This window comes from Paenibacillus aceti (assembly GCF_003614185.1).
GTDB lineage: Bacteria > Bacillota > Bacilli > Paenibacillales > Paenibacillaceae > Fontibacillus > Fontibacillus aceti.
Genome location: NZ_KZ987724.1, coordinates 3,671,947 through 3,683,707, shown reverse-complemented (window position 1 = coordinate 3,683,707; position 11,761 = coordinate 3,671,947). Strand labels below are relative to the sequence as shown.

Below are 11,761 nucleotides of genomic sequence, written 5' to 3'. Positions count from 1 at the left end.
TAAGGCTGGGCTGTGATGGGGAGGGAAAATTTACAGTACCGAAGGTCATGATCTCACACTGCCAAGAAAAGCCTCTAGCCAGGTGAAGGTGCCCGTACCGCAAACCGACACAGGTAGGCGAGAAGAGAATTCTAAGGCGCGCGGAAGAACTCTCGTTAAGGAACTCGGCAAAATGACCCCGTAACTTCGGGAGAAGGGGTGCCCCGGTAGTGTGAATAGCACGAGGGGGCCGCAGTGAAAAGGCCCAAGCGACTGTTTAGCAAAAACACAGGTCTGTGCGAAGCCGCAAGGCGAAGTATACGGGCTGACGCCTGCCCGGTGCTGGAAGGTTAAGGGGAGTGGTTAGGGGTAACCCGAAGCTATGAACCGAAGCCCCAGTAAACGGCGGCCGTAACTATAACGGTCCTAAGGTAGCGAAATTCCTTGTCAGGTAAATTCTGACCCGCACGAATGGCGTAACGACTTGGGCGCTGTCTCAACGAGAGATCCGGTGAAATTTTAATACCTGTGAAGATGCAGGTTACCCGCGACAAGACGGAAAGACCCCATGGAGCTTTACTGCAGCTTGATATTGGACTTTGATACGATTTGTACAGGATAGGTGGGAGCCTAGGAAGCCGGAGCGCCAGCTTCGGTGGAGGCGCCGTTGGGATACCACCCTGATCGTGTCGGAGTTCTAACCTAGTACCGTGACCCGGTACGGGGACAGTGTCAGGCGGGCAGTTTGACTGGGGCGGTCGCCTCCTAAAGAGTAACGGAGGCGCCCCAAGGTTCCCTCAGAATGGTTGGAAATCATTCGCAGAGTGCAAAGGCAAAAGGGAGCTTGACTGCGAGACTGACAAGTCGAGCAGGGACGAAAGTCGGGCTTAGTGATCCGGTGGTACCGCATGGAAGGGCCATCGCTCAACGGATAAAAGCTACCCTGGGGATAACAGGCTTATCTCCCCCAAGAGTCCACATCGACGGGGAGGTTTGGCACCTCGATGTCGGCTCATCGCATCCTGGGGCTGAAGTAGGTCCCAAGGGTTGGGCTGTTCGCCCATTAAAGCGGTACGCGAGCTGGGTTCAGAACGTCGTGAGACAGTTCGGTCCCTATCTGTCGTGGGCGTAGGAAATTTGAGAGGAGCTGTCCTTAGTACGAGAGGACCGGGATGGACGCACCGCTGGTGCACCAGTTGTTCCGCCAGGAGCATAGCTGGGTAGCTAAGTGCGGAAGGGATAAGCGCTGAAAGCATCTAAGCGTGAAGCCCCCCTCAAGATGAGATTTCCCAACTAGTAAGACCCCTTGAAGACGACGAGGTTGATAGGCCTGAGGTGGAAGTGCAGCAATGTATGGAGCTGACAGGTACTAATCGGTCGAGGGCTTATCCAAAATATCTAAATGCAAATGTAGTTTCGTATCCAGTTTTCAGGTGATCAAACATCTGGACCGATTTTAAGCTGCAAGTCCTTTCTGAGGTCTGATATTTTGCGGGAGAAATCCTGCGGAGTGGAAGCAGCGCAAAAATCACGTTTGGTGGCGATAGCGGAGGGGTTCCACACGTACCCATCCCGAACACGACCGTTAAGCCCTCTAGCGCCGATGGTACTTGGACCGAAGGGTCCTGGGAGAGTAGGAAGCTGCCAAGCGACAAGAACCACTGCCGATAATCCGGTGGTGGTTTTTTTATCCCCTGTGGATAAGTGATGAAATTATGATTGCCTCTGGGTTATCCTCAAACTGTACACAGTTGTTCACATTTTCCTTTGTATATTCTCGATATGCACAGACCACATAGCACAATATACCCTTTTAGCATGAACTATGCACAGCCTTATACACATATTCAGTTGATATATCAGTATTATATACTTCTATCCACATAAATGAAGCAAAGTTACACATTACCTCAATTTCTTATCCACAATCCACAATAGAGAAGTCTAATCTCTGATTATCACTGTGATTTCAAATAATAGTCCACATCTTATGCACATTTTCCAAGTTATCTACTTGCGACATAAGGAGGCAATCACTAACGATTCTTCGTTCCCCAACATATCTAACGAAACAGCACAACGCTATTTACTCTAAAACATGGGCAGTTCGAATCTAAGGAAACACGATATCGCTAATTGAACAAAATTCAGGTTTTTAGCTACGGTTTGGCTAGATAACGCTACCCTGTTTCGTTATAATTGTTAAAGCCCCATTTTGGCGTGAATAGCGTTACCACGTTTCGTTAGAGCTCGCTGCACAGCAAGCCTGTCTCAAAAGCCTACAAATATGCAGGAATTTTGCCAATATTCTACTTGAATTAGTAAAATCCTGCGAAAATGCAGTTTTTTTCGTGCTTCGGCTTAGATTTGACAGGAAACGATGAAAAAGCCTGCATATTTGCAGGAATTTAGTCAAAAGTCAGTGTTTCAAGCTTAAAAGCCTGCACTTTTGCAGTTTTGCACTTCAAGCTAGAACTGCTCCGCAAGCATTGCACTAAATAGTCATCATACTCGCGCTAAGACCAGACCACTATACTACACTACTACCCCACGGAATACGCCACTCTGATAGTTACGCCGCGCCTTCTACACCTCTAAACATCCTCCGCCCCTCAGATACGCCTTACGATATGCCTCTACATACTCAAGCCCAGATCCCCTCAGCCCCTTTCAGAACCTCACAGAGACCCATAGAGACCCACATCCTACCCTCACAGCCCTCAAATAGGCAGACATGCGCTCCTCACTCCGATCACACCAACGGAGCCACCTGGGCCCGACCAAGGACGATGAGTAGCCAAGCGGGACTTATGGTCAATTAGCTCTCAATCCCCAAGCATACCGCGAGTCTTATCCCCTCATTTACATCTTCGTCACACCGCCCCGCATAACCCATTGGCAAATTTAAAAAATGTGCTATAATAAAATCAAAGTCAAAGAAAGTCAAAGTCAACATACGGCTAATGACAATTTTGAATGAATGTATCAAGTCTCTGGTATTAAATTGGAAGCACCCTCTGATATTCAAACCGAACACTACGGTTAATAATAGGTATATGGGTATCCAAATTAGCTGTATGTTGGAGTAACGAGCAATGGAGGATGGGTGATGCGTAATATTTCCGACATTATCGAGAAGCACCTTAAGAGTATTTTACAGGAAAGCCCGGAAGGTACTATAGAGATACAGCGCAATGATCTGGCAGACAAGTTCTCATGTGTTCCGTCGCAGATCAACTATGTGATTAGCACGCGCTTTACGTTGGAGAAGGGCTATCTGGTGGAGAGTAAGCGCGGAGGCGGAGGGTATATTCGTATCCGGCGCGTTGAGCTTCCAGGGCCGGCTAGTCTGCATACCCACTTGCGGCATACTATCGGTAACGAAATGGGGCAGACTGCAGCAGAGGGGCTTATTTACCAGTTGGAGGAGTCACGTTTTCTTACCAGACGAGAAGCAGCGCTAATGAAGGCGGCTATATCCCGAGAAGTGTTGATGGTCAAGCTGCCGTATCGGGATCAGATCCGGGCGCAAATGATGAAGGCGATGTTGATCTCTTTGTTAGGTTGATGAGTCTATCCAGTTAGGGAGGGATTCTTAATGCAATGTCAAGAATGCGGTAAACGTCCTGCAACACTCCACTTCACCAAGATCGTGAATGGAGAGAAGACGGAATTTCATATTTGTGAAGCCTGTGCCCGCGAGAAAGGGGAATTGATTCCTGGAACAGCCGGGGGCTTCTCTATTCATAACCTGTTATCCGGTTTGCTTGATTTTAACCCTGGGGCTTCGGGGCAGACGGCAGGCGTCAAATCAGCGGAGAATCTGCGCTGTGAGAAATGCGGCTTGACCTATTCCCAATTTAGCAAGCTCGGACGCTTCGGATGCAGCTCCTGCTATAAATACTTTAATGAGCGTCTGGATCCTCTCTTAAGGAGAGTCCATGGTAATACGACACATGTCGGCAAGGTACCTAGACGGGTCGGCGGACATATCCATATGAAGCGTAAGCTGGATGATCTTCGTCGAGAGCTGCAGTACCGGGTTCTTCATGAACAGTTCGAAGAAGCAGCGGCGCTGCGTGATCAAATCCGCGAACTTGAGAAGAACATTTCCGCAGAGTAAGGAGGAAGCGCTATGGGAAATCTTCAATTTACAGAGCAGCCGCTTAGTGATTGGATGAACCGGGACGGAAATGAATCGAATATCGTAATTAGTACCCGGGTGCGGATTGCCCGTAACCTGGTTGAATACCCTTTTCCTATACTGGCCACGAACCAGCAGTCGGAAGAGGTACTGAATAAATTCGAGGAAGTCTTGAATGATGAGCGAATGAAGCCCTTCGGGAAGCTTCACCCGATCGAGCTTGCAGATTTGGATGATCTCGACAAGCAGGTTCTGGTTGAGAAGCATCTGATTAGCCCGAGCCTGGTCACTGAATCAAGGAACGGCGCTGCGTTCATTAGTGATGATGAAAGTCTGAGCATCATGGTGAATGAAGAGGATCATCTCAGAATCCAATGTCTGTATCCGGGGTTGCAAGTGAAGGAAGCATGGGATAAGGCATCCGCCGTCGATGATATATTCGAGGATCATGTCGATTATGCCTTTGACGACAAGCGGGGGTACTTGACCAGCTGCCCGACCAATGTCGGTACGGGACTAAGAGCCTCTGTGATGATTCACTTGCCAGCGTTGGCCCTGACCCATCAGATCGGTCGAATTCTGTCGGCGGTTACCCAGGTTGGTCTAGCTGTGCGCGGAATTTATGGAGAAGGCAGTGAGACGGTAGGCAACTTGTTCCAGATCTCGAATCAAATTACACTGGGGCAGAGTGAATCCGAGATTATTGACAACTTATACGGGGTCGTAGTACAAATTATTGAGCATGAAAAAGCAGCCAGGGAAAAATTGCTTTCTGATTCTCGAATCCGTATTATGGATCGTATAATGCGTTCATATGGAACATTATCCTATGCCGCAGTGATCGATTCGAAGGAAGCCGCGCAGCGCTTGTCTGATGTTCGTCTCGGTGTGGACCTCGGCTTTATCACAGTACCGCTCCACGCCTTAAATGAACTGAACGTGATGACGCAGCCGGGTTTCCTGCAGAAGAAGCAAGGCGGCAATATGTCGCCTGGCGAACGGGATATTTTCCGGGCTAAGGTGATCCGTGAGCATTTAGAGGATAATGTGCAGTAAAGTAATAAACTGTGTAGTCGAATAAGTTTTCAGTATGACTTCGTGATCAAAAAACGATGCGATAGATTTAATATGGAGGTGTAATGGTCTATGATGTTTGGTAGATTTACAGAACGTGCTCAGAAGGTACTGGCGCTCGCTCAGGATGAAGCGGTCAGACTGGGTCACAACAATATTGGTACAGAGCATATTTTGCTGGGATTGATCCGTGAAGGGGAAGGCATCGCAGCCAAAGCCCTTATCGGACTTGGTCTTGGACTAGAGAAAATACAAGATGAAGTTGAAACTTTGATTGGACGTGGTCAGGAACAGCCGATTAATATTGCTTATACGCCGCGTGCCAAGAAAGTCATTGAGCTGTCGATGGATGAAGCCCGCAAGCTGGGTCATACCTATGTTGGTACAGAGCATATTCTGCTCGGATTAATTCGCGAAGGCGAGGGCGTAGCGGCAAGGGTGCTTAACAATCTGGGGATCAGTCTGAATAAGGCGCGTCAACAGGTTCTGCAGCTGCTGGGCAGCAGTGAGGCCGTGTCCAGCCATCATGGCACACCGGTCAATGTGAACACTCCGACGCTGGATAGCCTGGCTCGTGATTTGACAGCTTCCGCCAAAGAGGGAAATCTCGATCCGGTCATCGGACGCAGCAAGGAAATTGAACGTGTGATTCAGGTGCTGAGCAGACGGACTAAGAATAATCCGGTATTGATCGGTGAACCAGGGGTCGGTAAGACGGCCGTTGCAGAAGGCCTGGCTCAGAAGATTGTGAACAACGAAATTCCTGAAACCCTGCGTGATAAAAGAGTCATGACCCTCGATATGGGTTCCGTCGTCGCGGGTACGAAATATCGCGGCGAATTTGAGGATCGGCTGAAGAAGATCATGGATGAGATTCGCCAAGCTGGGAATATTATCCTGTTCATCGATGAGCTGCATACATTGATTGGCGCAGGCGGAGCAGAGGGCGCGATCGACGCCTCCAACATCCTGAAGCCGGCGCTGGCTCGCGGTGAGCTGCAATGCATCGGGGCTACGACGCTGGATGAATATCGCAAATATATCGAGAAGGATGCCGCTCTGGAACGCCGTTTCCAACCGATTACGGTAGATGAGCCTTCCGCCGAGGAGACAATTCAGATCCTGCATGGTCTTCGCGACCGTTACGAAGCGCATCACCGTGTGAAAATTACGGATGAAGCTATCGAGCAAGCCGTTAAGCTGTCCGACCGTTACATTCAGGATCGCTTCCTGCCAGACAAAGCCATCGACCTGATCGATGAGGCGGGCTCCAAGGTAAGGCTCAGCACTTATACGGTACCGCCTAACCTGAAGCAGCTGGAGAGCCGTCTGGAGGATATCCGCAAGGAGAAGGACGCCGCTGTTCAGAGCCAGGAATTCGAGAAGGCAGCCGCCCTGCGTGATACCGAACAGAAGATCCGTGAAGAGCTGGATGTCACGAAGAATCAATGGAAGGAAAAGCAAGGCCGCATGGATTCCGAGGTGACTCCGGAGGATATCGCTGAGGTCGTCGCCAGCTGGACAGGAATCCCTGTGAACAAGCTGAAGGAAGAAGAGACAGAGCGTCTTATGAATATGGAAAATATCCTGCATGAGCGCGTTATCGGCCAGGATGAAGCCGTGAAGGCCGTCAGCCGGGCGATCCGCCGTGCACGTGCCGGACTGAAAGATCCGAAGCGCCCAATGGGCTCCTTCATCTTCCTCGGCCCGACCGGTGTAGGTAAGACGGAACTGGCCCGCGCTCTAGCCGAAGCGATGTTCGGCGATGAGAATGCCGTCATCCGCATCGATATGTCGGAGTATATGGAGAAGCATTCCACCGCTCGTCTGGTCGGCGCGCCTCCAGGATATGTCGGCTACGAAGAAGGCGGTCAGTTGACCGAAAAAGTACGCCGCAAGCCATACTCGGTCGTACTGTTGGATGAAGTCGAGAAGGCACATCCGGAAGTATTCAATATCCTGTTGCAAGTGCTTGAGGATGGGCGTCTGACGGACTCCAAGGGTCGTGTCGTCGATTTCCGCAACACCTTGATCATCTTGACCTCCAACGTCGGGGCTGAGGCGATCCGCCGCAATACGAGAATGGGCTTCACAGCGGTAGCAGATGCAGGCGCGGATTACGATAATATGAAAACTAAGGTGATGGAAGAACTGAAGAAGAGCTTCCGTCCTGAATTCCTGAACCGGATCGACGAGATTATCGTGTTCCATTCTCTCGAAGAGAAGCATATTGGAGAGATCGTAACGCTGATGTCCGAGGAACTGCGGAAGCGGCTTAATGATTTTGACGTTGACTTCGTGCTGACGGATCAAGCGAAGGCATTCCTGGCTAAGGAAGGCTATGATCCGACCTATGGCGCTCGTCCATTGCGTCGCGCGATCCAGAAGCATATCGAAGACCGTCTGTCCGAAGAGCTACTGACCGGGAAGGTGAAGAAGGGGGATTCCCTGACCATTGATGAGGAGAATGGCGAATTAACGGTCAAAAAGACGGGAGATTATGTGAAACTGGTCTAATTTTGGACTTTGTCCAATTATTCACCTAAACTCTCTTCATTAGAGCAGCGAAATTGCCGATTAACATATTAAAAGCAGCTTCCAGAGCAGAGCATCGCTTTGGGGGCTGCTATTTTTATAAATTAGGCTTAAATACATACATATATATTGCAAGTAGAACTTTACGCCAAATCAATAACAATGATAAACTTTGATTGTTGGCTTTGTGGGGCAACCTGCAAGGTTTGTTAAATATTGCGAAGTAAGAAGGAGAGATTAATGGCCAAAGTAAAGACAAAGTTCTTCTGTACCGATTGCGGCTATGAATCGCCGAAATGGTACGGGAAATGTCCCGGCTGCGGGGCATGGAATTCAATGGTGGAAGAAACGGAAAAAGTGGTCAAGACGCAGGGGATTTCCTCCGGGATATTTCATACGAAAGAAAAGCCACTTCCGATCATAAATATAGAGAGTGGCCAAGAGCCGCGAATTCTTACCGGGATCGGCGAGCTTAATCGGGTGCTGGGCGGAGGGGTTGTCCCCGGATCGCTAGTCCTGGTTGGGGGAGACCCGGGGATCGGCAAATCGACGCTGCTCCTGCAGACCTCCCATGAGATGGCGAATGCCGGAAGAAGGGTACTCTATATCTCAGGCGAGGAATCGGTCCGGCAGACGAAGCTGCGGGCGGAGAGGCTCGGGGCGCTGACTGCGAATCTATATGTGATGTGCGAGAGCAGTGTAGATGGCATTGAAGAAGCGATCGCTGAAGTGAAACCGGACTTTCTCGTGATTGACTCTATTCAGACGGTATACATCCCTGAGGTGACGAGTGCGCCCGGCAGTGTCTCACAGGTGCGGGAATGCACGGCTCGCTTTATGCGGATTGCCAAAGGACAGGGGATCGCGACGGTACTGGTCGGCCATGTTACGAAGGAAGGGGCCATCGCCGGTCCGCGCATGCTGGAGCATATGGTGGATTGCGTGCTGTATTTCGAGGGCGAACGCCATCATTCCTACCGACTGCTGCGTGCGGTGAAGAACCGTTTCGGCTCCACGAATGAGATAGGTATCTTTGAAATGAATGAATCAGGTCTGGAGGAGGTTCTGAATCCTTCGGAATTATTCCTCTCGGAGCGGCCGCTTGGTGTTGCTGGCTCTACGGTCGTTGCCAGTATGGAAGGCACCAGACCGATGCTGGTCGAGCTGCAGGCTCTGGTTGCGTCAACTTTATTCCCTTCCCCGCGTAGAATGGCTACGGGAGTGGATCATAATCGGATGAATCTGATTATAGCTGTGCTGGAGAAGCGAATGGGCATGTTTCTACAGAACCAGGACGCTTATGTGAATTTAGCCGGCGGAGTGAAGCTTGATGAGCCTGCTGTGGATCTGGCGATTGCCGTCAGCATCGCTTCCAGCTTCCGGGATATGCCTACGAAGCCTTATGATGTTGTATTCGGCGAAGTGGGACTTACAGGGGAAGTCAGAGCGGTGTCACGAGTCGAACAGAGGGTAAGGGAGGCTGCTAAGCTAGGCTTCAAACGGGTGATTCTGCCGGAGAAGAGCCTGAAGGGCTGGCAGGGACCCAAAGAGATCGAATTAATCGGTGTAAATACCGTTGCAGATGCGCTTGCTGTTGCATTAGATTAGGGGGCACAATGAATGAAAGAAACAACTCAAGCAGAGAAAATGAATGATTTGCTGAAGCTCGTGGCTCCGGGTACTTCCTTTCGGGATGGGTTGGAAAATGTGCTGCGTGCGAAGACCGGCGGTTTAATCGTCGTCGGCTATAGCCCTGAGGTGATGGAGGTGGTAGAAGGCGGATTCTCCATCAATTGCGATTTTTCTCCTAACTATCTGTATGAACTGGCCAAGATGGATGGAGCCATTATTCTGAGTGAGGATTTGAAGCGAATACTGTATGCCAATACCCAGCTGATCCCCGATTCCTCGATTGCATCCTCCGAGACAGGGATTCGGCACAGAACCGCTGAACGGGTCGCTAAGCAGACCGGTAAGCTCGTCGTATCTATCTCACAGCGCCGCAATATTATTACCCTGTACCAAGGGGGACTACGTTACGCGCTGAAAGAGAGCGGTGAAATTCTGACCAAGGCGAACCAGGCGATCCAGACACTTGAGAAATACAGAGCGGTGCTTAACCAGGCGCTGACGAACTTATCCGCTTCGGAATTTGAGGAATTAGTCACGATTCCTGAAGTTGTGAACGTTATGCAGCGAGTAGAGATGGTCATCCGCATCAAGCTGGAGATCAAGCGTTTCATCAATGAGCTGGGGATTGAGGGCCGCCTCATCAGCATGCAGATGGAAGAACTGGTCAGCAATATGGAGGAAGAAGCTTGGCTGCTCTATAAGGATTATGCCAAGGATGACAGTGACGAAGCGCTTCGGGAAATTATTCTCGGCCTCAAGCGATCCAGTGATGACGAATTGCTGGACGATGTTCATATTACCCGCCTGCTAGGATATCCTTCGGCAGCGGCAACCTCAGAAGAGATCGTATCCCCTCGCGGATATCGCGTATTGAATAAAATTCCTCGTCTACCTAATGTCATTATTCATAATTTGGTTGAACGGTTCCGTGAACTGCCGGAGATACTAATGGCGACCATTGAAGAGCTTGATGAGGTCGACGGCATTGGGGAAGCGAGAGCGCGTGCCATTAAGGAAGGGCTTAAGCGGATCCAGGAACAGGTGTTCATTGACAGGCAAATCTAATTAATCTATGATAAAGCGATTGGATTACTAATTTGAGGTGAAGAGATGATTACAAAATCAATTCCAAACCTTTTTACGCTGAGCAATCTGTTCATGGGGATGATCGCTATTATGCTAGCGATGTCGGGTAGATATAGCCTGGCTTCCATCATGATTATCGTTGCCATGCTGATGGATGGTTTGGATGGGCGTGTTGCCAGAGCCCTGAATGCTCAGAGTGATTTTGGCAAAGAACTCGACTCTTTATCCGACGTTATATCCTTTGGGGTAGCTCCCGCACTCATTATGTACATTATTTCCTTCCAGGATATTCAGCCTGGCCTGGCTTGGGCGGTTACGGCGATATTCCCGATGTGCGGTGCGCTCAGACTTGCACGGTTTAATGTACAAGCTGGAATCCCGGGGTATTTTATCGGATTGCCAATCCCGGCAGCAGGCGGCGTTGTAGCAACATTGGCCCTTTTCCATAACAATATCAAAGCCCCGTATTTTATCGTAACTATGCTTCTGTTATCTTACCTGATGGTCAGCTCGGTCAAATATCCGAATTTCAAGAAGGTAGGTATTCCGAAGAAAGCAATCGTCTATGCTCCATTTGTCATTATTATTGCGATTTTAGTTGCTGTATTATTCCCGGAGCAAATTTCTAAGCTGGTCTTTATTCCTCTCGTTCTATACGCAGGCTATGGGCTCAAGCAAAATATCGATAAACTGCTTCGTCGCAAATCACAGGATGATGAAGTCGATAAAGTGTATCGTTCCAAATAGCGTCATAGTATGAATTCAAAAAGGCATTCATCCTTCCGTATTAAGCGGAGATGATGCCTTTTTTGTTGCCATTTGCTGTTCTTGGTATGCCCATATGCTGATATACGCCCAGCCGGAAGCAGCTCAAGACATGTTGAACAATCCCAGCGTGGCGCATTTTTGCGATTCACGTTCCACAATTTCATCCATTTCGATGCCAAGTGAGTTACACAATGCCGACATGTAGAACAGACTTCTGCCAAGCTCATTCGTAATCACATCCCGGCAATTCTCGCAGAGTTCGCCTTGAACATGCTTGCTAATGGTCTCTTTGGCCTGTTCTAAATCCATACCTGGTTCGAAATCCTGCTTGGTGGCGTGCAGCTCGATACAGCCGCATTCCGTAATCGCCTTGGTCACGGAGCGGATTGCTGCGGCATTAGTTTGTCCCATTTTGGACATAACATCCAGCAAACTGCGGTGACGGAGCAACAGCTCAGAAACTTGGTCTTGAAAAGAATGAAGGCTTGGTGCGCTCATTTTCCATCCACCTCAATATTATGAATTGAGTCCATTATATGCCAC

Annotated in this window: 8 protein-coding genes, 1 rRNA gene and 2 other annotated features; of the genes, 8 read left to right on the top strand and 1 reads right to left on the bottom strand. The window is 49.6% G+C overall.

What is annotated here, in order from left to right; genetic code table 11:
* Window positions 1-139: 139 nt before the first annotated feature.
* Window positions 140-490, top strand: a sequence feature (23S ribosomal RNA rRNA prediction is too short).
* Window positions 491-499: 9 nt separating this feature from the next.
* Window positions 500-1,360, top strand: a sequence feature (23S ribosomal RNA rRNA prediction is too short).
* 152 nt (window positions 1,361-1,512) lie between these two features.
* The 8 genes from rrf (at window position 1,513) to pssA (ending at window position 11,197) form a co-directional block, all read left to right on the top strand.
* Window positions 1,513-1,629: ribosomal RNA gene (rrf, locus tag BFJ94_RS16600) — 5S ribosomal RNA — on the top strand.
* A 1,459-nt stretch (window positions 1,630-3,088) separates the two neighbouring features.
* On the top strand, window positions 3,089-3,547 hold the full coding sequence (locus BFJ94_RS16595) for a CtsR family transcriptional regulator (RefSeq protein ID WP_120463653.1): 459 nt from the start codon (window positions 3,089-3,091) through the stop codon (window positions 3,545-3,547).
* A gap of 30 nt (window positions 3,548-3,577) precedes the next feature.
* On the top strand, window positions 3,578-4,102 hold the full coding sequence (gene mcsA / locus BFJ94_RS16590; protein ID WP_120463652.1) for a protein-arginine kinase activator protein McsA: 525 nt from the start codon (window positions 3,578-3,580) through the stop codon (window positions 4,100-4,102).
* Between the two features lie 12 nt (window positions 4,103-4,114).
* Entirely contained in the window at window positions 4,115-5,179 is a 1,065-nt protein-coding gene (gene mcsB / locus BFJ94_RS16585) for a protein-arginine kinase McsB (protein WP_120463651.1), read from the top strand.
* A 90-nt stretch (window positions 5,180-5,269) separates the two neighbouring features.
* The gene (gene clpC / locus BFJ94_RS16580) at window positions 5,270-7,714 is read left to right on the top strand and encodes an ATP-dependent protease ATP-binding subunit ClpC (RefSeq protein WP_120463650.1); all 2,445 of its coding nucleotides are present in this window, start codon (window positions 5,270-5,272) and stop codon (window positions 7,712-7,714) included.
* Window positions 7,715-7,972: 258 nt separating this feature from the next.
* Window positions 7,973-9,340 carry a DNA repair protein RadA gene (gene radA / locus BFJ94_RS16575; RefSeq protein WP_120463649.1) on the top strand — a complete coding sequence of 456 codons (1,368 nt, stop codon included), beginning with the start codon at window positions 7,973-7,975 and terminating at the stop codon, window positions 9,338-9,340.
* A gap of 12 nt (window positions 9,341-9,352) precedes the next feature.
* Window positions 9,353-10,429: a DNA integrity scanning diadenylate cyclase DisA gene (gene disA, locus BFJ94_RS16570; protein ID WP_120463648.1), complete on the top strand. Its 1,077-nt coding sequence runs from the start codon at window positions 9,353-9,355 to the stop codon at window positions 10,427-10,429.
* A gap of 45 nt (window positions 10,430-10,474) precedes the next feature.
* Window positions 10,475-11,197: a CDP-diacylglycerol--serine O-phosphatidyltransferase gene (gene pssA / locus BFJ94_RS16565; protein ID WP_120463647.1), complete on the top strand. Its 723-nt coding sequence runs from the start codon at window positions 10,475-10,477 to the stop codon at window positions 11,195-11,197.
* 123 nt (window positions 11,198-11,320) lie between these two features.
* Here pssA and BFJ94_RS16560 read toward each other — a convergent pair whose 3' ends face one another.
* Window positions 11,321-11,716 (bottom strand): nucleoside triphosphate pyrophosphohydrolase family protein, encoded by a 396-nt coding sequence (locus BFJ94_RS16560; protein ID WP_120463646.1) that lies wholly within the window; start codon window positions 11,714-11,716, stop codon window positions 11,321-11,323.
* Between the last annotated feature and the right edge of the window lie 45 nt (window positions 11,717-11,761).